This is a genomic window from Aquidulcibacter sp. (assembly GCF_044346625.1).
GTDB lineage: Bacteria > Pseudomonadota > Alphaproteobacteria > Caulobacterales > Aquidulcibacteraceae > Aquidulcibacter.
The window spans coordinates 94,400-114,752 of sequence record NZ_JBIIYV010000002.1 but is presented as its reverse complement, the minus strand read 5'-3'; the positions used below and the strand labels follow the sequence as shown (position 1 = coordinate 114,752).

The window sequence follows — 20,353 nt, the reverse complement described above, 5'->3', positions numbered from 1 at the left end:
CCCATTCAAGGACAGGTGCGGCTATAGGTTTCTGATGGATCGATTATTGGAAGGCTATAGCCGTTTTCGTCGCGATGCTTGGCCGCACCAGCGCGAACTCTATGAACAATTGGCCGATGGCCAAACCCCGCGCTTGCTGGTGATTGCGTGCTCGGACTCTCGCGCCGATCCCGGTCAAATCTTTGACGTGTCGCCGGGTGAGCTGTTTGTCGTGCGCAATGTGGCCGCCCTTGTGCCGCCGTTTGAGCAAGGCGAAGGCCTGCACGGTACCTCAGCAGCGATTGAATTTGCGGTCCAGGCGCTGGGCGTGAAAACGATCCTTGTCATGGGCCACGCCCGTTGTGGCGGGGTAAAGGCTGCGATCGACCGGGGGCGATGGGGTACCAAGGCTGGGCATAAAGGCCAAACAATGCGGTTTGTAACCCAATGGATCGATGTGCTGGTCCCTGTCGTCGTGGCCTTAAACACCGAAGAGATCGAACCGTGCGAACGCGCGAGCGTAGAGCTCTCAATGTCCAACTTGTTGAGCTTCCCGTTTGTCGCGGAAAAGGTCGCAGCCGGCACCCTCAATCTAGAAGGCGCGCGCTTTGACATCGCCACTGGCGGGTTGGACTTGTTCAACCATGAACGCGGCTGGGTGCGAGCAGACCCACGGGCGGCGGATTAGGGCATTAAGCTCGCTAGCGTCGGCCAATCGCTTATCATCGCCGAGACCGCGAAGTAGGCAGGTATCCCGATGATGATATTGAACGGCAGGGTAATACTGATTGAGGTGGTGAGGTAGAGGCCCTCGTTCGCCTCTGGCATGGCCATACGCACGGCGGCAGGGGCCGCAATATAAGATGCACTGGCAGCCATGGTAGCGAAAACGGCTGTCCCGCCAACCGAGAAGCCCGCGAAGTGGCCGACGATCAAGCCAATCGCCCCAAACACGATGGGCATCGTGATGCCAAAGCCTAGCATAAAGGGCAAAGGTGCCTTCGATTCCCGTAGGCGTTTTAATGCTACCACGCCAAGTTCCAACAAGAAGAAAGCCAAGACGCCTTGGAAAGGCGTAATGAAGACAGTGGAAACCGCTTCAATCCCTTTGGCGTCCGTCAATAGGCCAACCAGCAAACCACCGCCCATCAGCATAACACTCTTGCTGGTGATTGCTTCGCGCAGCACATGGTTGACGCTGATCGTGCGGTTTTCCGACATGAGGCGCGCCAGCACGATGCCAATAATGATGCCGGGTACCTCCAGCACGATCAGCAGTGCGGTCAGATAACCTTCGATCTGAAACCCACTCAACGTCGCGAAGTTCAATGCGGCCATAAAGGTCACAGCACTGACCGAGCCGAAGTGTGCGGCCATGGCGCCAGAGTCGACGATGCTTTGTTTGCCGATCTGTCTTGCGACGTAAAAGGCAATCAAAGGCGTCAAAACACCCATAAAGATGGTGGCTAGGAAAGGCAGCAACATCGAAGCGCCTACCGAATTATCAAGCGCGATCCCGCCTTTGAGGCCAATCGAGAACAAGAGGTACATCGAGATGGTCTCGTGTACCTGCTGGGGGACGCGCAAATCGCTCTTCACATAAGCGGCAAAGGCACCCAAAGCGAAACAAATAACGGCGGGCGAGAGAAGGTTTGCTGCGACGAGGTCAAAGTTAAACATGGCGGGGCGCTACCCCGAAACCCACCAGTTTGCAAGCTTTGGTCCGACTTTCTCAACCACTTCTGTGTGATCAACCGTCGTCGGACCAAAACCTGTGATTTGGTTCCTACTTCTCGAGCTCGACTTGCAGCGAGACTTGGATCGAATAGCTTACCTCGCCTGCAGCCACAGGTGTTGGTGCAGCGGAGTCAGCCATCGCAGCGCGGGCCATCATCATCGGCATAGGTTGCGGGGGCATGTAGCCACCGCTCTCATTGATCGAGACAATGCGTTTAACCCGCATGCCTGCGGCCTTGGCGTAAAGCTCTGCCCGGCGCATCGCGGTGGTCATGGCTTCCGTGCGCGCCTGATCCAGCATAACTTCAGGATTCTCAATGCCGAAGTTTGGCCCGTCAATCTCGTTAATGCCTTGGGCGACAAGAGCGTCCATCACGGCACCGATTTGTTCAATCTTGCGCAGTTTTAGGGTCACGCGGTTAGAAGCTTGGTATCCTACAATGCGCGGGCGCGTGCCGTTGGTGTAATCATATTGCGGGCTGAGCTGCACGCCAGAGGTCTGCATATCCTTGTCGGCGATGCCTGCGGCTTTCAGCGCCACAAAGGCCGCCGACATTTTGCGCGCATTGTCTTCCATGGCGGCTTTAGCGGTCTTAGCAGTCGTCACCACCCCTGCCCCCATGGTCGCCATGTCTGGCGCTTTCTTCTGATCCGCACTGACAGTGAAGTTCAAGGTTGTCGGCGTGACAGGTGCTGGAGCCACGCAGCAAGGCGCGCCCATGGCAGGTGCGGCTTGCGCCATCGCCGACAGGGGCACGAGCCCGACTGTGCCAAGTGCTAGTGCCGATAAGAGGGTGTGGCGATGAAACTGACGCATGATGTATTCCCTTCCCAGATTGGTCTTGTGGTTTCTACCTAAACCAACATGAACAGAGTCTGCACTGCTTTGGGCAAAAAAGAGACCGATCTGCGTTCAAATGAGGACGAGGCTTTTGCGACGCACCAAAAACCGCTATCTCCCCGCCTCCCGCCTCTGGTTCGCCATGGCACGGGTCGTTAGCTCAATGGTTAGAGCCGGCCGCTCATAACGGTCTGGTTGTAGGTTCGAGTCCTACACGACCCACCAGGCTTCGCTCTTCGAGCTACGGCTTGGCGAGCCGAAGCACGCAGTGCGTAGTGTGCCTGCATGTTATATGATCCCGGCTCGCCGCGGCGAAGCTGGGCCCACACGATCATCTCACACCTGTGTTTCCAGTGGCTGATCTTCCCAAACACGAGGAAGTTCAAAATTGAAATACGTCTACATTCTAGAAAGCCTCGACTGGCACCACTTCTATGTCGGCGCTACCGCTGATCTGAAGGCTAGGCTAGCTAAGCATAATGCTGGCGAAGTAACACACACGTCCAAATATGGCCCTTGGCGGGTCAAAACATACCTAGGATTTTCCGATGACTCCCAAGCTTGGGCATTTGAGAAGCATCTCAAATCCGCATCCGGCAGGGCTTTCGCTAAGAAGCGTTTATAGCCTACCCCTTCATCCCCCAAAGGCCCGCGAGGTTATTCTTTTGCATGTCGCTGGACCCACCGACGATGCGCATGCCGAGGAGGTCGCGGACGTGGCGTTCCATGTCGAAGGCATCCGACAGGGCATAGGCACCCAGCACGCGTTGGCAGATCAAGGCGATTTCGGCGGCGGTGTCGGCGACGAAGAGTTTGGCCATGCTGGATTCAATGCCGCAGGGTAGGTTCTGCGTGGCGAGCCAAGCGGCGTGGTAGAGCATATGCCGACAGGCTTCGAGCTTGGTGCGAGCCTCAACCAAAGCATGGCGGATGGCTTGGTGGCCGGAGATGACTTTGCCAAATTGCACACGCTCTTGCGCATAGGCCCAAGCCTCTTCGACGGCGGCTTGCGCGATGCCAAAGGTCACGGCGGTAATTTCCAGCTTTTCAACATCGAGTGCGCGGCCAGCCAACATGCCCCAGCCCTTGCCCCATTTTTCAGGCCCACCGACGATATTGGAAACGGGAATACGGGCATTGTCGAAATAGACATCGCTCGACAGCGTATAGCGCAGATTGACGTGCTCGATCGGCTGCAGGGCTACGCCCGGCGTATCTTTCGGGATCAACACAAAGGCGAGGTTCTTGCGCTTCTCATCGCTTTCGGTGCGGATCAGGCAATAGATGTAATCGGCAAAGTCCGCGCCTGTGCACCAGCGCTTGGCCCCATTAATCACCACATGATCGCCGTCAATGACGCCGCGTGTGGTAACGCTGGACAAGTCTCCCCCCACATCGGGTTCAGACAGGCCATAGCAGAACATGAGTTCGCCCTTGGCCAAGGCGGGCAGATAGGCGGCCTTTTGCGCGTCATTGCCGTTTTCGGAAATGTTCATCCCGCCATAAAAAGCGCAATGGATAAAGGGCCCTGCCAAAAACGCCCCTGCCCGGCACAATTCTTCGATCACCGCCACAGCGGCATAGACGTCCTGGCCGAGGCCACCAAACTCTTCCTCAACCGTCAGCCCGCAAATGCCCATGGCGGCGAGCTCAGCAAACAGGTCGCGCGGCCAAGTATGGGTGCGGTCCCAGAGTTGGCGCTTTTCACGTGGGGCCTTGGCTTCCACAAAGCGGCGCAACTGATGGCGTAATTCGGTAACGTAGTCGGGTTCTGGGGCAAAGGCGTACGGCAATTCTATTCCCCTGTCAGGTTCATTTTGCGCTTTTCTTTAAATGCGGCGACGGCTTCGGCGCGGTCCTTGGCCATATTGGACAAGGTCTCATAGGCGACAGCTGCATCCATGGTCAGATTAGCCGCTTGGCGGAGCTGCTGGTTCATGACGACTTTGGTCCAACGCACTGCCCAACGTGGATTGCCGAGGATCTTCCCAGCCATTTCGGCGACTTTGCCATCAAGCTGGTCAGAAGGCACGGCATAATTGACAAGGCCAATACGGGCCGCTTCTGCGCCAGAGATCAAGTCGCCTGTCAGCAACATTTCCTTCGCCCGCGCTACGCCGATCAAAGCTGGCCAAATCACGGCACCACCATCCCCTGCGACGAGGCCAACCTTCACATGCGGGTCGCCAATCTTGGCCGTGTCTTCGGCGATGATCACATCGCACATCAAAGCAATCGTGGCCCCAAGCCCTGCAGCTGCGCCATTTAGACGGCAGATGATCGGCTTTTCAAGTTCGAGGAGAGACAACACGATCCGCTTGGCGTCAGGCGCAATCGCGCGAAAGCTGGCGGGATTGCTGATTTGCTCGTCAAACCAATCCAAGTCGCCGCCTGCGCAGAATACACGGCCCTTGCCGGTCAAGACGATCAGATCGCTGTCGGGATCGCGCTGGCAATCGGTAAACACACGGGCCAATTCCTCATGCATGGCTTCATCGACGCCATTGACGGGATTATTGCCGCTGATGGTGACGACCAGAACACGCGGCCCATAACCTTGGTCATAAGCAAATTCGATGCGGGAATAGTGCTGAAACTCCATAAACCTCGCCCCACTTAAATGCGCGCAATCCGGCGGCCAAAGGTGGCACCGGGTTGGAACAAAGCACAAAAGGCCGTAGGCAGGCTTTCCACGCCTTCAGAGACCACTTCTTTGAGCTTGAGTTGTCCGCTTTTAATCATGGCGGCAGCTTCGGCTTGAGCTTCTGGGAAGGCGCGCAGATCATCAAATACCACCAGCCCCTCCATCTTGAGGCGATGGGTGATGAAGCGGTCGGTATTAAGAATGCCATGCCGGTCAGGCAACGCGACATTATAATCCGCTACTTGGCCAGACACAACAATGCGGCCAAACGGGCGCATCAAAGGCAGAATGGTATCAATCATCGCATTGCCGACATTATCGAACAACACGTCCGCACCCTCGGGCATGGCCGCAGCAAGATCGGCCGCAAACGTGGGCGAGCGGTAGTCGATTACTTCGTCAAAGCCAGCCTCAGCCTTTAGCCAATCTGACTTATCGCCGGCGCTCGCAACACCGACGACACGCGACGCACCCCAAGCCTTGGCCAGTTGGCCAGCAGTTGCCCCAACAGGGCCAGCAGCAGAGGTTACAATCACGCGGTCACCGGGCTTGATCTGCCCAATACGCTTCAGTCCAAACCAAGCCGTCATGCCGGGCACGCCTAGGACACCGATCCAAGCCGAAAATGGCACGTCCAAGTCCGGCAATTTCGCACAATAGCCGCGGCCATTGGAGATAGACTGGCTGGCCCAGCCCGAGCCTAGGGTCACCAATTGGCCGACTTCAAAGGCAGGATTTTGGCTTTCCACCACATGGCCGACGGCAAAGCCATCAATCGGATCGCCAATTTTCAAAGCACCGGCGTAGGAATCCGTCCCCGAAAGGCGCGACCTTGTACCGGGGTCGGCAGAAACGAACTTATTTTCCACCCGAAACTGGCCCTCCTTCAAAGGCGGGGCTTCAAACGCTTCCAGTTTGAAATCCTCCAGCGAGGGGGTTCCGGTGATATGGCGGGCGAGGGTGATACGGTAAATTTGGGTCATGCCCACACCTTGGCGCGCAATGGGCGTCCTGTCAGCCCAAAAGTGCATCTGATCTGTTTTCCTGTCGTGACAGCAGAGTTTGGCTCGGGCAAGGATTGGCCAAATAGCGATGAGGCAAAGCATGACCCAAGAAACCGACACCCGCACCGGCGCAGACCAATTGGTGGCGACTTTGGCCGAACATGGGGTCACGGCCTGCTTTGCCAATCCCGGCACCAGCGAAATGCATCTGGTCCAAGCCCTCGACCGAGAGCCGCGCATTCGCTCGGTCTTATGTCTGTTTGAAGGGGTGGCGACGGGCGCAGCGGACGGGTTTGCCCGTATCGCGGGCAAACCTGCTATGACGCTTTTGCATTTGGGCCCGGGCTATGCCAATGGCGCAGCCAATATTCATAATGCGCGGCGCGCCTATGCGCCCATGGTCAATGTGGTGGGCGATCACGCCACCTATCACCGCACCTTGGATGCGCCCTTAGCCTCTGACATTGAAACGCTGGTAAAGCCCAATTCGCGTTGGGTTGGGGTGGTGGAGAAGGCCAGCGAAGCAGGCGAAAAAGCGGCGAAAGCCTTTGTCGAAACCATGGGGCCGCCAGCAGGACCTGTGACCCTGATCCTGCCCGCTGACAGCGCATGGAGTGCGGCTGGCCCCGATGCGCCTCGCGTATCAATACCCGGCCTCTCCCTCGTTGACCTTGCCCAAGTCGAAGCGGTGGCCGACGCCATCCAACTGGCGCAAAAGCCCGTCGTGCTGGTCAATGGCCCGGCCCTTTATGATGAAGCCGCGCTTGAAATTATGTCGCGATTGAAGGCTGCTGGCGTCCGGGTTTTGTGCGATACATTTGTCGGACGGCTCGCGCGCGGTGCAGGCCGCTTTGGCCCAGACCGAATGGCCTATTTTGCTGAAATGGCGATGGAAGATCTGGCAGGCGTTGATCTGATGATTTTGGCCGGCACCGGTGTGCCTTGCGCCTTTTTCGCTTATCCCGGCAAGCCCAGCATATTGGTGCCGGAAGGCTGCGCCACCATCGAGCTTTCGGGTCGCAGCGAAGATACGGCTGAAGCCTTGGCCGCTTTGGCCGATGCCTTGGATTCGCCAGAGGCCCCACCAGCGCCAGCGCGCACCGAACAGCCGATGCCGACAGGCAAAATCACGCCTTACACCTGTGCGGCCTCTCTGGCGCGCCATATGCCCGATCAGGCCATTATCTCTGACGATGCGGTTACCGCAGGCCTGCCGCACTTCATGGCAACCCAAACAGCCGCTCAGCATGATTGGCTGTTCCTAACCGGTGGCGCAATCGGCCAAGGACTTCCCTTGGCCATTGGAGCAGCAGTGGCGGCCCCAGACCGCAAAGTGATTGCACTAACCGGCGATGGCGCTGGCATGTACACGTTGCAAGCCCTTTGGACGATGGCGCGCGAACGCCTGCCCGTGGTGACGGTCGTGTTCGCAAACCGTTCGTATCGTATCTTGAATATTGAGATGGGCCGCACCGGAGCAGGCCAACCTGGCCCTGCGGCCAGCTCTATGCTTTCGCTCGACAAGCCCACCCTCGATTGGGTGAAACTGGCTGAAGGTCAAGGGGTTGAGGCGGTGTCTTGCGACACTGCAGAGGCCTTTGATACCGCGCTGGCCCACGCCATCGCGGCGAATGTTCCCGTGCTGATTGAAGCGGTGATGTAGGCGACCCTACAACGGAATATTGTCGTGCTTCTTCCACGGGTTCTCAAGCTTCTTATGCTTGAGGGCGCGTAGGGCCTTGGCGACCCGGCGGCGGGTGGAGTGCGGCATGATGACGTCATCAATATAGCCGCGTTGTGCCGCGACAAACGGATTGGCAAAGCGATCTTGATATTCTGCCGTGCGGGCGGCAATCGCGTCTGGGTCGCCCATGTCGGCGCGGAAGATGATCTCCACCGCCCCTTTAGCACCCATCACGGCGATCTCTGCGGTCGGCCACGCATAATTGACGTCGCCGCGCAAATGCTTGGAGCTCATCACATCATAGGCACCGCCATAGGCTTTGCGCGTGATGACGGTGACTTTTGGCACCGTGGCTTCTGCAAAGGCAAACAACAGCTTCGCGCCATGTTTGATCAGGCCGCCATATTCCTGCTTGGTGCCCGGCATGAAGCCCGGCACATCGACAAAGGTCACGATGGGGATGTTGAAACAGTCGCAGAAGCGCACAAAGCGGGCGGCCTTTCGGCTGGAGTCGATGTCGAGCACGCCTGCCAAGCTCATCGGTTGGTTGGCAACGACTCCCACAGTAGAGCCTTCAATGCGGGCAAAGGCGGTGATGATATTCTTGCCAAAGTCCTTGGCGATCTCGAAATAATCGCCATCATCGACAACCTTCTCGATCAATTCCTTCATGTCATAGGGCTTGTTGGGATTGGCTGGGATCAGGCTATCCAAGCTCATTTCCACCCGTTCTGGGTCGTCATGGGTCGGCCGGGTTGGCGGCTTTTCGCGGTTTGAAAGGGGCAGATAATCAACCAAGCGGCGCATTTGGAACAAGGTGTCGAAGTCATTGTCAAAGCTGCCGTCAATCACGCCAGATTTGGCACCATGCACACTGGCCCCGCCCAATTCTTCAGCGGTGACGACTTCGTTGGTGACGGTTTTGACCACATCGGGGCCAGTCACAAACATATAGCTCGTGTCCTTCACCATAAAGATGAAGTCAGTCAAAGCAGGCGAATAAACGTCGCCACCGGCGCAGGGGCCCATGATCACGCTAATCTGCGGGATCACACCTGACGACATTACGTTTTCCATGAAGATGTCGGCATAGCCCGCCAGCGAATCAACGCCTTCTTGAATGCGCGCGCCGCCAGCATCAAACAAGCCAATCACGGGCGCGCCATTGCGGGCAGCCATTTGCTGAACTTTGACGATCTTAGCTGCATGGGTCAGTGACAAAGACCCACCAAAGACCGTGAAGTCTTTCGAGAACAAATAGATCAGGCGCCCATTGATCGTGCCCTGGCCGGTGATGACGCCGTCGCCCGGGAACTTTTGCGCATCCATCCCAAATTCGGTGCAGCGATGTTCGACGAACATATCAAATTCTTCAAAGCTACCTTCGTCGAGCAAGATTTCGATCCGCTCACGCGCCGTCAGCTTGCCTTTAGAATGTTGCGCATCCACCCGCTTTTGGCCGCCACCGGCGCGGGCTTTGTCACGTTTGGCTTCAAGCGCTTGAAGAATATCTTGCATGGGTCTGTCCCTGAAAAAAAGTCACGCTGTGGGCAGCGCAGGCGGTGTTGGAATTGGGTTAGCGGGACAAAGGCGCGCTGACAAGTTTTCGCAGCGGCAAGTGCTAAAGTGCGGGCAGACCCAAAAGCTCTTCGCATCTGCGAATCCAAGCCTGAATAGCGGGATAACGATGAAGCTCAAACCCGCCCTGATCGGCAAATCGGGTATAGGGCAACAGCGCAATATCCGCCAAAGTAAAGGCGGTGCCAACAAACCAGTCCTGCCCGCGTAGATGCTCGTCCATCCGGCTCAGAATGACTTGGCCGCGCGGCAGAAGGCTCGGGTCAATCTCGGCATCGGTCTGGCCTAACAGATGCACTTTCGCACGACGAACCGCGATGACGGGCTCATGGCTATATTGCTCCCAAAACAGCCATTCGAATAGTTTGGCACGGTCAAACGCACCTGTCGGGATCAGCGCTGATCCTTCGGCCAGATAAAGTATGATGGCGTTGGATTGGGCCAGCGTTCGCCCGTCGTCGCAGCGCACAACGGGGACCTGGCCAAAGGGATTGAGGGCGCGAAATTCTGGTGTCTCCGTCTGACCCGTCAGCGCTAATACCTCATGCCAAACAAAGGGCAGGTTCAAATGCTCTGCCGTCCAACGCACTTTCAGGCAATTGCCAGAGCGATCGTCGCCGTAAATCTCCATGTATTCCCCCTGCCTGCAGATCACTTCGGACCGCCTAGCACAGCTTCACATTAGATTGTCTCAAGAGTCCGCCTAAAGACTGCTAGAGGCGGGTTCTGTCGTGAGGGCCTCGACGGGTTAGGTGACACGGTTTATGCCTACACCCTTGCGCGGTGCCCCGAAGTGCGCCCCACACGACTTTAACAGCTATGGAAAGACTGCCTGTGAGCTCTGCAATCAAACCTGTTATCTCCGCGACTGGCCTTTATACGCCGCCAAATTCCATCACCAATGAAGAATTGGTCGATAGCTTTAACCGTTATGTAGAGCTCTATAATGGCGAACATGCAGCGGCGATTGAAGCCGGGGAAGTGGCCGCTTTGACGCCCTCCTCAGTGGAGTTCATTGAGAAAGCCTCGGGCATTAAGGCCCGCTTTGTCGTCAATAAGGATGGCATTTTGGACCCCACCATTATGGCCCCGCGCATTCCAGAGCGGCCGAATGACGAATTGTCGATTCTCGCTGAGCTCGCCGTACGGGCTGCCCGCCAAGCCCTTGAGCGCGCAGGCCGCGACCCGATGGAGGTAGACGCGGTTATCTGTGCGGCGTCCAATATGCAGCGCGCCTATCCCGCCATGGCGATTGAAATTCAAGCAGCGCTTGGCTGTAACCCCGAAGGCTTCGCCTTTGACATGAATGTGGCTTGTTCGTCGGCCACCTTTGGCATTCAGACAGCGGCAGACTTCGTTCGCGCTGGCCATGCGCGCAGCGTGCTGGTGGTCAACCCAGAGATTTGCTCGGGTCATTTGAACTTCAAAGATCGCGACAGCCACTTCATCTTTGGCGATGTCGGCACGGCCATTCTGATCGAGGCCGCAGATGTCGTCGGTGACAAGCCGCATTGGGAGATTCTCGGTACTAAACTCAAAACCCAATTCTCTAACAATATCCGCAACAATTTTGGCTTCTTAAACCACACCGCCCCAGAAGGCATTGGTGCGAAGGACAAGCTCTTTGTCCAAGAAGGCCGAAAGGTCTTCAAAGAAGTGGTGCCCATGGTGGCGGCCATGATTATCGAGCATATGGAAACCTTGGGCCTAGAAGCATCGGGCCTGCGCCGTATGTGGCTGCATCAAGCCAATGCCAATATGAACCGCCTGATCGCCGGCAAAGTTCTGGGCCATGAAGCCACTGAAGATGAAAGCCCTACGGTGCTGGATACTTATGCCAACACCTCCTCTGCAGGGTCCATCATCGCGTTCCACAAGAATAGTGATGACTTGGGCGTGGGCGACACCGGCCTCATCTGTTCGTTTGGGGCAGGTTACTCGGCAGGTTCTGTTGTTGTCCGCAAAGTGGCCTAAAGTGTCATTGTGAACGGTTTAAGGTGAAATCAAGCCAAGGTTACAAGAGTTTCACTCGACATTCCTAATGCAGCCTGCAAGCTACACTTACTTGAAGGTGTGGCTTGAAGGTGTGGTTTGGGGATTTGCGCCATGTTGATCTTTGCATTGCTAGCGGCTGGCTTTGGATCCTCGGCTCAAACCGAGAGCAAAGACCAAGAGCTTGTTTCGGCCCCTCGGGAAAAAATTGCTATTGAGCAAGAACTGATCCCGCCTCCAACTGGTGGAGCGCCAAAACATTTCTTCGACAAGCGCTTTGAGAAAAGTCCAAGCACGCGCGGTTTCATGGTGGTCACTCCACAACCGCCCGTCCGCCAGTTTGCAGAGCAGACAGAAGGGAACCCGCGATTGGAACCGCCTGGAGGCTGGGTGGCACCAGAGCGCAAGGGCAAGCGCTACCGGGTTGAGCCCTTGAATGAGGCCTCGCCAAGAATTCGAATCCGGCGTGGCAACAGCCATTAGAGTAAGAGCTAGGTGCAAAGTGAAACGGGCTCGGCTATTTGTGGCTGATGCGTGCTGCCCCTTATATCTCCCCCGTCAAGATTGATCTGACCCGTCAAGCCGACGGCACCATCTTGCTGACTAACCCCCATCCCTTGCGACCCGCTTTTGCCAATGTTGTGGCACCCTTGGCGCATTGGGCTGATGAAGCGCCGCGCAGGCTTTGGCTTGCAGGCTTTGAGGCGGGGGCTTGGCGGCACCTCAGTTATGAGGATGGCTGGACATTGGTGCAATCCCTTGCTGCAGGGCTTTATGGCCGCTTTCCACGCGGCAGCATTATTGCCATCGCGTCTTCTAATTCGATCAGTCATGCGCTTTTGACCTATGCAGCGCCCTTGGCCGGCCTCGCCGTAGCGGCAATTACACCCGCTTATTCCACAAAAGCGCGGGACCCCCGACGCCTGCACGAAGCCCTCAAAACGCTGGGAGCAGCAGCGGTCTTTATGGAGGGGCAAGCTTTCGCCAAGCCAGCATTCTGGGCGGAAGAAGTGGGCGTGCCCGTGATCTCGCCCGGCGATGGATTTGGTACAGCGGGCGAAATCTCGCTCGATACCCTCTTCGCCGATCCACAGGACGCGCCTGACTTGGACAGCATCGACCCGCGCGATGCATGCAAATATCTTTTGACCTCCGGCTCAACGGGCTCGCCCAAGGCAGTCACCGTCACGCACGCCAATTTGGCCATTAATGCGGCCCAAATCCGCTCCACCTTTGACGAACAGCGCGAAGCCGAGATTTGGCCAGATGGCATCATCATGGCCAATCATTTGCCGTGGAGCCATTCTCTTGGCGGCAATGCAGTGCTGCATATGCTCTTGCACGCTGGCGGTAGCCTCTGGATCGACCCCGGCACTCCAACGGCTGAGGGCCTTTTGGCCACGATTGCCACAATCAAGCACGTCAAACCGAACTACCACATCACCGTGCCGCTCGGCTGGACGCTTCTGGCTAGCGCTCTGGAACAAGATGAAGATTTGGCCCAAGCCCTTTTCGCCAATTTGCGCATCATGCAATATGGCGGGGCGGCCTTGACCCAAGATGTCTATCGGCGTCTGCAACAGGTGGCCGCGCGCCAAACCGGGGAAGAAATCACCTTGGCAGCGGGCTATGGCGCGACTGAGACGGCGCCGACTGTCTGCAATGTGCATTGGCCCAACGAAATCATGGGCCTTGTCGGGCTACCCGTCCCCGGCCTCACCTTGAAGCTTGTGCCCCAAGGCAGCAAGCTTGAAGCCCGTGTCAAAGGCCCAGGTATTACGCCGGGCTATCTGAACGCGCCTGACAAGACCGCCGATGCCTATGATGAAGAGGGCTTCTATAAGCTGGGCGATGCGCTACGCTTTGTTGATGCGGGTCAGCCAGAAGCTGGCCTCGCCTTTAATGGCCGCTTGTCTGAGGAATTCAAGCTCGCCAATGGCAGTTTTGTGCCTGCTGGCCTTGTCCGCCCTGCCCTTGTCCAAGCCTCAGACGGCCTGTTCAGCGACGCCGTGATTTGCGGCGAGGGCCAAGAAGAATTGGGCGCATTGGCCTTTATCAATCTCGGCAAAGCGCGCGCGCTTGCTGGTCTCGACGAAGAGCTAGATACCTTGGTCTGGCATGAAAAGGTGCGGGCACACGCCAAAACATCGTTGGAGAAAGCGGGGTCAGGTCAGCCCACGACACGACGCATCACCCGCCTGATCCTGTTGACCACGCCGCCCAGCCTTGAGGATGGCGAGATCACCGATAAGGGCTATCTAAACCAAGGCGCATGCCGGACCTATCGGGCCACTGCCGTTCAAGCTCTCTATCAACAAGAGCCAGCTCTAGAGCGCATTGATCTGGTTTAGGCAGGTAGCGCAAAATTAGCGGGATGCTTGCCTACGGCGCGATCATAGTGACTGCGGATCAGCGCCCAGTCGGCCTCGTAATCCCCGGTCGGCTTGATAGACCCACTGATGCGGACGGTTTTGGTAGCGAAGTCCATCACGGCGAAGACGATGGGCACGACGGCTGCTTGGGCGATCAGATAATAGCCCTTTTTCCATTCCTCAGCCCGCGCGCGCGTTGCTTCAGGAGGAATGGCCAAGAACAAGTCACGTGCATTGGCAAAAGCCGTCGTCATGCTGGTGACGAGGCCATTGCTGGTCGAACGATCCACCGGCACACAGCCCAGCCATTTCACAATCCCACCAAAGGGGCCCTCGGTCAGACTTTTCTTCCCCATGAAACGCAAGGTGATGCGATATTGGCCCGCCGTCGCCAGCATTAAGATGCCATCCCAATTGGAGGTATGAGGAGCCGCGAGAATCACCGCCTTTTGAAGATCTGGCCAATCGCCCTGCAACCGCCATCCGCTCAGCTTTAGATACAAGGCACAGATATAGCGCCAGATTTCGGGCAGAAACCCGCGAAATGGCGCTGGTTTGTGGGTAGCTGGATCGAAAATCTGGTGGCCGTCAGTAGTGCTCACGCGTCGTCCTCCAAGGCTATACTCGTGTTTTCTAAACCAAGGCTCAAGGTTTGCGACCTTCGCTACAGCTTGTCCAACCATCATTTACAGTCCGATCAGCTTTATGCTGCGTTAAACGGTCGAGTTTAGGTCTTTAAACCCTATCAAAGTGTGGTGTCAGATTGGACACATTGCTTACAGCAAGCTGCGAGAAAGTGTCCGCTTCATTGACTTTACGTACAATTACGCTCACGACGTAACCACGGAGCCCACCATCCAGGGGGATGATGGGTAAGTCGCGCCATGTTCGGCGCCTCGCCGCAAAACATTGTGAGACGATAAAATGACCGACAACAACGGGACCGGTGATACCGGCCCGATTAGCGAGACTCCAGATGGCGTAACTTTCGCCGATTTGGGTTTCTCGCCCCCGCTTTTGAGCGCTATTGCCGAAACGGGCTATACCAAACCAACCCCCATCCAATGGAAAGCCATTCCTGAAGTCTTGGCGGGGCGCGACGTTTTGGGCATTGCTCAAACCGGCACTGGCAAGACAGCCGCTTTCGTGTTGCCGATGATTGAGCGCCTTTCGCAGGGCCGAGCACGGGCACGTATGCCGCGCACCCTGATTCTTGAACCAACACGCGAGCTGGCTGACCAAGTCGCCGAAAACTTCCGCAAGTACGGCAAGAACCACAAGCTGACGATGGCGCTTTTGATTGGTGGTGTATCCTTTGGCGATCAAGACGCACTTTTGACCAAAGGGGTGGACGTGTTGATTGCAACACCTGGCCGCCTACTCGACCATTTTGAGCGCGGCAAGCTGTTGCTAACCGGCGTCAATATGCTGGTGATCGACGAAGCCGACCGGATGCTGGATATGGGCTTCATCCCGGATATTGAGCGCATCGTGAAGCTGACGCCCTTTACCCGCCAGACCTTGTTCTTCTCGGCCACCATGCCGCCTGAAATTAAGCGCCTGACCGAACAATTCTTGCAAGCCCCTGCCAAAGTGGAAGTTGCACGGCAATCCCAAGCGGCCGCGACCATCACGCAGCGCTTGTTGAAAAGCCCTTCCTCTGACCCCAAGACCAAGCGCGCCGTGCTGCGCGCCGCGATCCAGTCGGCCATGGCAACCATGAAGAATGGCATTGTGTTTTGTAACCGCAAAACCGATGTCGACATCGTGGCAAAATCCTTGAAGGTGTATGGCTTTGATGCCGCCCCTATTCATGGCGATTTGCAGCAAAGTGTGCGCACCGCCACGCTGGACCGTTTCCGCAACAACGAACTTCAAATCCTCGTGGCTTCGGATGTTGCGGCCCGCGGCCTCGATATCCCCGATGTCAGCCATGTGTTTAACTTCGACGTACCGCGCCATGCTGAAGACTATGTCCACCGCATCGGCCGGACCGGGCGTGCTGGCCGTTTGGGTGAGGCCTTTATGGTCGTCACACCGGGCGACACCAAAGCTTTGGACGCGGTACAAAGCTTGATCAAGACGACGATCGAGTTTGCTGACATCGAAGGCATGCCACAAGAAAAAGTCCTAGACGATCGTCGACCATCGCCAGCCTCGGGCTCTGGCTCCGGCAAAAGTGGCAGCCGTCCCCGTCGCGGGAAGCCTGCCGCGCCAGTGGAAGTCGATACAGAAACCGCTGAAGTCGTCGAATCTGGCGCTGAACTCGCAGAGCAAAGCGAAACTGCGCCCGTTGAAGCTGCTGCTGAAGCCACTGGTACCCGCAGCCGAGGTGGACGTAATCGCCGCCGCACAAAACCAGATAACCGACCCAGCGAACCTGCTTCTGACCCAATGGCGGTGATTGATTTGGGTGGAGATGATGAGGGTGAGCAAGGCTTTGAATTGCTCGCCCCACAGGACGCTTCGGAAACACCCCGCCAAAGCCGTAGTCCACGGGACAATCAAGGTAGAGGGCCACGTGGCCGCGACCGCAATGAGCGCGACCGCAATGATCGGGGTGATCGCGGTGGCAGAGATCGCTATCGCCAACAAGATCAGGACCCCGACGTCCTTGCTTTTGGCAATGATGTGCCGGCCTTTATGAAAATCCCCATCCACCTCGGCCCAATTAGCGACGACGAGGCGTAGGATTTTAAGGTCGTAGTCTTGGCTTTGGCGCCGACACCAAAGCCAAGCCGCGACTTTGTGCCACGCATGGAAACAGGTTTTGAGTGTGAGTTTGGCTTGCAGGATGACTGCGGCTGTGACATTACCAGTTGATGATGCGAACCATTCTCAAAAACTCCCGTGCCCGCCTGTTTGTTTCGGTTGCTGTTGCATCCACAATTTTGCTGACCCTTGCGGGTTGTGGTGCGCCAGAGCCTGCCGCTGGCTCGAAAGGCGAAGTCAATATTTATTCGGCCCGCCATTATGATGCGGACGAGCAACTCTATGACTTGTTTGAGAAAAATACGGGTATTACGATCAATCGAATTGAAATGAAGGGCGACCTTCTGCTGGAGCGCCTCAAGGCTGAAGGCACGCAGAGTCCTGCTGACGTGATCCTCTTGGTTGATGCTGGCAATTTCTGGCGCGCTGAAACCGCTGGCCTGTTTCAATCGGTTCAATCAGCAAAGCTGGACGCGACTGTCCCGGCCACTTTGCAAGGTCCGAAGAAGGATTGGTTTGGCTTTGCTAAGCGCGCCCGCGTCATCGCTTATGACCCTGTTCGGATTAAAGCAGATCAAGTTGCCACTTATGCGCAATTGGCTGAGCCGGCGCTGAAAGGCACAATATGTGTTCGCCCATCCAGCAATGTCTATAATCTGTCTTTGATGGCGTCCTTTATCGCAGATTTGGGTGTCCCCAAGGCGGAAGCTTGGGCCAAAGGCGTTGTGGCGAATTTTGCTCGCTCACCTGAAGGCTCAGACACAGATCAGCTCAAAGCCATTGCCGAAGGCAAATGTGCGGTTGCCATCGTGAACCATTATTATGCTGTGCGTTTGCAGCGCTCGACGGACCCCGCTGAAAAGGCGATTGCGAGCAAGATTGCCTTATCCTTCCCGGATCAGGCCGGTGCAGGCACCCATGTGAATATTTCAGGCGGGGCCCTTGCGGCCCACGCCCCCAACAAAGTCAATGCAATTGCGTTTTTAGAGTTCCTCGCAAGCCCTGAAGCGCAAAAAATCTTTTCCAAGGCCAATGATGAATTCCCCATCCTTGCCAGTGCGATGGATGACAATAGCGAGCTAAAAGCGCTCGCAGGCTTTAAAGAAGCCCAAACCCCGATGGCTGCTTTGGGTACCAATCAACCAGAGGCCCAGAAAGTCTTTGATCGCGCGGGCTGGAAGTGACCACACTTGATCCGGCTGCTAGGCCCAACCCCGCGCGGGAGTGGGAAAGGCTTGGCACTGCAAAGCTGCTTGGTTTGCCGCTAAAAGATTGGTCGCTCTATGCACTCATGATCGCAGTACCAGGACTTCCAGTCCTGTTCACTGTGCTGGCCGCCCTGCGTCCAAGCGCCAGTTTCGACCATATTGCGCACGTGCTTTTAGGCGAAATGGCCCTGACCTCGCTTGCGCTCCTGGTCTTGGCGACTTTGGGGGCCACGATCTTCGGCGTCATTGCCGCTTGGTTCGTCACGGCCTATCAATTCTGGGGGCGGACCGTGCTGAGTTGGGCATTAGCTTTGCCCTTGGCGATGCCTGCCTATGTTGCCGCTTATGCTTGGGGTGATTTGACCGGCGCGCGCGGGTTTTGGATCGCGACTTTAGTCTACGTCACGACACTCTACCCTTATGTCTATCTAGCCGCACGCGGCGCTTTTGAAGCCCAATCCGTTTGCGCTTTGGAAGCCGCCCGCTTGTTAGGCGCTGGTGCGTGGAAGCGCTTCGTCACTGTGGCTTTGCCGCTGGCGCGCCCGGCGATTGCGGCAGGAGCGGCCCTGACAGGCCTTGAGATTGCCGCTGATTATGGGGCAGCCGACCATTTGGGCGTTTCCACGCTGACCATTGGCGTGTTTCGCGCTTGGTTTTCCATGGGTGATTTGGCTGCTGCGGCCCGCATCGCATGCCTCCTGCTGGTTGGCGTGTTGTTTTTGGTTTGGCTGGAACGCAAGTCGCGGGCGGGCTTGGTGTCGGGGGGCTCGACCCGCTGGCGTACACCGCAAAGGGCACCTGTCTCTGTTGTGCATCAAGTTCTTGTAACCGGCTTTTGCTTTGTGCTTCTGGCGTTGGGCTTGGTCATCCCTGTGATGCATCTCGCAAACCTCGCGATCGCGAGCGGATTGCCCGAGCGGGCCTTGAGCAAGCCACTGGCTGCTACCGCACTGCTTTGCACGCTGGGGGCTAGCGCCACCTTAGTTTTGGCAGGGCTCAGCGCCTTTGTAGGTCAACGCAGCGCGCAAGCTAGCGCCTTCGTCCGCGCGGTCAGCCTTGCGGGCTATGCGACCCCCGGTGCCGTGACGGCGCTAGGCATATTGGCAGCACTCGCGTTGAGCGGGTCTCATGTCGTTGCAGCTTTGAGCGGCCCACTAGCGATCGTGGCGCTCTGCTATGCCTATGCCGCGCGTTTCACTGCAGCCGGGCTAGAGCCCTTGAGTGCTGGCCTTGAAAAATCGACCCGTTCGATGCGGGAGTCGGCACAGACTTTAGGCGCAAGCCGGATCAAGCGCTTCTTGACGTTAGAAGCCCCTTTAGCTGCCCCGTCAGCCTTTGCGGCGGCTTTGATTGTGGCAGTTGAGATCGCCAAGGAATTGCCCGCAACCACCATTTTGCGCCCATTCGGCCTTGATACCTTGGCAGTCCGCGCTCATGCCTATGCCGCCGATGAGCGTCTGGGCGCAGCCGCGTGGCCTGCACTTGCGATTGTGTTGGTAGCTTTGATCCCCACCCTTCTGTTTTCACACGGCCTTTCGAAATCGCGGGCGGGGCAATCATGAGCGCATTTGCCCTTGAAGCACGCAACCTCAGCCGCACCTTTGGCGCAGTCAAAGCGCTGGATGATGTGAGCCTAAGCCTAGAGGCAGGCAAAGTGCTGGCTCTACTGGGGCAATCAGGCTCTGGCAAAAGCACGCTTCTGCGGGTGCTGGCAGGACTTGAAAGCTTGGACGCGGGCCAGGTTTATGCTGACGGCAAACTGGTCAGTGACGTGCGCACCACTGTGCCGCCCGAGAAGCGTCCCCTAGGCATGGTGTTTCAGGACTATGCCCTGTTTCCCCATCTGACCGCTTTAGGCAATGTAGCATTTGGCCTTGGCCATTTGGGTAAGCCAGAGCGGCGCGCCTTGGCGGCATCTTGGCTGGAGCGTGTTGGCCTTGGTGACCGCGGCGGCGCATTCCCGCACGAGCTCTCCGGCGGCGAGCAACAACGCGTCGCCCTTGCACGCGCCCTTGCCCCTAACCCGCGTGCCATTTTGATGGATGAACCCTTCAGCGGCCTTGACCCACATCTGCGCGCTGACCTGCAATCGAGCATGCTGGCCACCTTAGCAGAAGCAGGCGTCGCTGCTTTGATTGTCAGCCATGATACCGAAGAAGCCCTAGCGGTTGCCGATCAAGTCGCGATCATTGAGCATGGCCGCATTCTGCAAAGCGGTTTGCCACGCGACGTCTATCGTGCACCCAAGTCCCTAGAAGCAGCCCGCGCGCTTGGTGCCGTTTGGAGCCTTGATGGTCACGCTGAGAATGGCCGTGTAGAGACACGCCTTGGCACCTTTGAAAGTTCATTTGACGGCCCAGTCGTTGTTTGCTCCCGACCCGAAGCCACCCTCGTTACGGCCTCAGACAACGGGCAGTTCACCGTTATAGATCGACGCGGCGTTGGCCGCTTCCTGACGCTTAAGCTGCAGGGTGACACGGGCGATGGCGGGTTTATTACCGCTCTGGTTGAGGCGAAAACCGCGCCAGAGAGAGGTCAACATGTTGCCCTAAGCCTGCTTCCTGAAGATGTGTTTGTCTTTAAAGCTTAAAGCGGACTATGC

18 protein-coding genes and 1 tRNA gene are annotated in these 20,353 nt (G+C 57.1%); 11 read left to right on the top strand and 8 right to left on the bottom strand.

Annotated features, from left to right (window positions below; genetic code table 11):
- Window positions 1–34 precede the first annotated feature (34 nt).
- Window positions 35–667: a carbonic anhydrase gene (locus ACIQ20_RS01645; protein ID WP_395776784.1), complete on the top strand. Its 633-nt coding sequence runs from the start codon at window positions 35–37 to the stop codon at window positions 665–667.
- Here ACIQ20_RS01645 and ACIQ20_RS01640 read toward each other — a convergent pair.
- Both ACIQ20_RS01640 and ACIQ20_RS01635 read right to left on the bottom strand, forming a co-directional pair.
- Complete coding sequence (locus ACIQ20_RS01640) at window positions 664–1,659, bottom strand: sodium-dependent bicarbonate transport family permease (protein WP_395776782.1); 996 nt, start codon at window positions 1,657–1,659, stop codon at window positions 664–666. The two genes, ACIQ20_RS01645 and ACIQ20_RS01640, sit on opposite strands and share 4 nt — an antisense overlap.
- 106 nt (window positions 1,660–1,765) lie before the next feature.
- Window positions 1,766–2,533, bottom strand: coding sequence for an SIMPL domain-containing protein (locus ACIQ20_RS01635; protein WP_395776780.1), 768 nt, complete (start codon window positions 2,531–2,533; stop codon window positions 1,766–1,768).
- Window positions 2,534–2,706: 173 nt separating this feature from the next.
- Here ACIQ20_RS01635 and ACIQ20_RS01630 point away from each other — a divergent pair.
- Window positions 2,707–2,782, top strand: a tRNA-Ile gene (locus ACIQ20_RS01630).
- A 163-nt stretch (window positions 2,783–2,945) separates the two neighbouring features.
- A complete protein-coding gene (locus ACIQ20_RS01625) occupies window positions 2,946–3,182 on the top strand; it encodes a GIY-YIG nuclease family protein (RefSeq protein ID WP_395776778.1) in 237 nt (78 codons plus the stop codon).
- Between the two features lies 1 nt (window position 3,183).
- Here the strand turns inward: ACIQ20_RS01625 and ACIQ20_RS01620 are convergent, their stop codons facing one another.
- The 3 genes from ACIQ20_RS01620 to ACIQ20_RS01610 are packed head-to-tail and all read right to left on the bottom strand — an operon-like array spanning window position 3,184 to window position 6,184.
- Entirely contained in the window at window positions 3,184–4,350 is a 1,167-nt protein-coding gene (locus ACIQ20_RS01620) for an acyl-CoA dehydrogenase family protein (RefSeq protein WP_395776776.1), read from the bottom strand.
- A 2-nt stretch (window positions 4,351–4,352) separates the two neighbouring features.
- Window positions 4,353–5,159: an enoyl-CoA hydratase/isomerase family protein gene (locus ACIQ20_RS01615; RefSeq protein ID WP_395776774.1), complete on the bottom strand. Its 807-nt coding sequence runs from the start codon at window positions 5,157–5,159 to the stop codon at window positions 4,353–4,355.
- Between the two features lie 14 nt (window positions 5,160–5,173).
- Window positions 5,174–6,184 (bottom strand): NADP-dependent oxidoreductase, encoded by a 1,011-nt coding sequence (locus ACIQ20_RS01610; RefSeq protein WP_395776772.1) that lies wholly within the window; start codon window positions 6,182–6,184, stop codon window positions 5,174–5,176.
- 121 nt (window positions 6,185–6,305) lie between these two features.
- Between ACIQ20_RS01610 and ACIQ20_RS01605 the strand changes: the two genes are divergently transcribed.
- A complete protein-coding gene (locus tag ACIQ20_RS01605; RefSeq protein ID WP_395776770.1) occupies window positions 6,306–7,868 on the top strand; it encodes an acetolactate synthase large subunit in 1,563 nt (520 codons plus the stop codon).
- A 6-nt stretch (window positions 7,869–7,874) separates the two neighbouring features.
- Here ACIQ20_RS01605 and ACIQ20_RS01600 read toward each other — a convergent pair whose 3' ends face one another.
- Window positions 7,875–9,407: an acyl-CoA carboxylase subunit beta gene (locus ACIQ20_RS01600; RefSeq protein WP_395776768.1), complete on the bottom strand. Its 1,533-nt coding sequence runs from the start codon at window positions 9,405–9,407 to the stop codon at window positions 7,875–7,877.
- Between the two features lie 103 nt (window positions 9,408–9,510).
- Window positions 9,511–10,098 (bottom strand): glutathione S-transferase family protein, encoded by a 588-nt coding sequence (locus ACIQ20_RS01595; RefSeq protein ID WP_395776766.1) that lies wholly within the window; start codon window positions 10,096–10,098, stop codon window positions 9,511–9,513.
- Between the two features lie 203 nt (window positions 10,099–10,301).
- Here ACIQ20_RS01595 and ACIQ20_RS01590 point away from each other — a divergent pair, with 203 nt between their 5' ends.
- From ACIQ20_RS01590 to ACIQ20_RS01580, 3 genes are all read left to right on the top strand, one after another.
- Window positions 10,302–11,441, top strand: a complete 1,140-nt coding sequence (locus ACIQ20_RS01590; protein WP_395776764.1) for a beta-ketoacyl-ACP synthase III — start codon at window positions 10,302–10,304, stop codon at window positions 11,439–11,441.
- A gap of 132 nt (window positions 11,442–11,573) precedes the next feature.
- Complete coding sequence (locus ACIQ20_RS01585) at window positions 11,574–11,942, top strand: hypothetical protein (RefSeq protein WP_395776762.1); 369 nt, start codon at window positions 11,574–11,576, stop codon at window positions 11,940–11,942.
- A 47-nt stretch (window positions 11,943–11,989) separates the two neighbouring features.
- Complete coding sequence (locus tag ACIQ20_RS01580; protein ID WP_395776760.1) at window positions 11,990–13,810, top strand: AMP-binding protein; 1,821 nt, start codon at window positions 11,990–11,992, stop codon at window positions 13,808–13,810.
- Here ACIQ20_RS01580 and ACIQ20_RS01575 read toward each other — a convergent pair.
- Complete coding sequence (locus tag ACIQ20_RS01575) at window positions 13,807–14,433, bottom strand: 1-acyl-sn-glycerol-3-phosphate acyltransferase (protein ID WP_395776758.1); 627 nt, start codon at window positions 14,431–14,433, stop codon at window positions 13,807–13,809. The genes ACIQ20_RS01580 and ACIQ20_RS01575 overlap by 4 nt on opposite strands.
- 322 nt (window positions 14,434–14,755) lie before the next feature.
- On the opposite strand from ACIQ20_RS01575, the gene ACIQ20_RS01570 reads away from it, so the two are divergent.
- From ACIQ20_RS01570 to ACIQ20_RS01555, 4 genes are all read left to right on the top strand, one after another.
- Window positions 14,756–16,522 carry a DEAD/DEAH box helicase gene (locus ACIQ20_RS01570; RefSeq protein WP_395776756.1) on the top strand — a complete coding sequence of 589 codons (1,767 nt, stop codon included), beginning with the start codon at window positions 14,756–14,758 and terminating at the stop codon, window positions 16,520–16,522.
- Between the two features lie 131 nt (window positions 16,523–16,653).
- The gene (locus tag ACIQ20_RS01565) at window positions 16,654–17,727 is read left to right on the top strand and encodes an extracellular solute-binding protein (protein ID WP_395776754.1); all 1,074 of its coding nucleotides are present in this window, start codon (window positions 16,654–16,656) and stop codon (window positions 17,725–17,727) included.
- Window positions 17,724–19,313, top strand: coding sequence for an ABC transporter permease (locus tag ACIQ20_RS01560; RefSeq protein ID WP_395776752.1), 1,590 nt, complete (start codon window positions 17,724–17,726; stop codon window positions 19,311–19,313). The genes ACIQ20_RS01565 and ACIQ20_RS01560 overlap by 4 nt, the downstream gene beginning before the upstream one ends.
- Entirely contained in the window at window positions 19,310–20,341 is a 1,032-nt protein-coding gene (locus ACIQ20_RS01555; protein ID WP_395776750.1) for an ABC transporter ATP-binding protein, read from the top strand. Before ACIQ20_RS01560 ends, ACIQ20_RS01555 begins: the two co-directional genes overlap by 4 nt.
- Window positions 20,342–20,353: the final 12 nt, after the last annotated feature.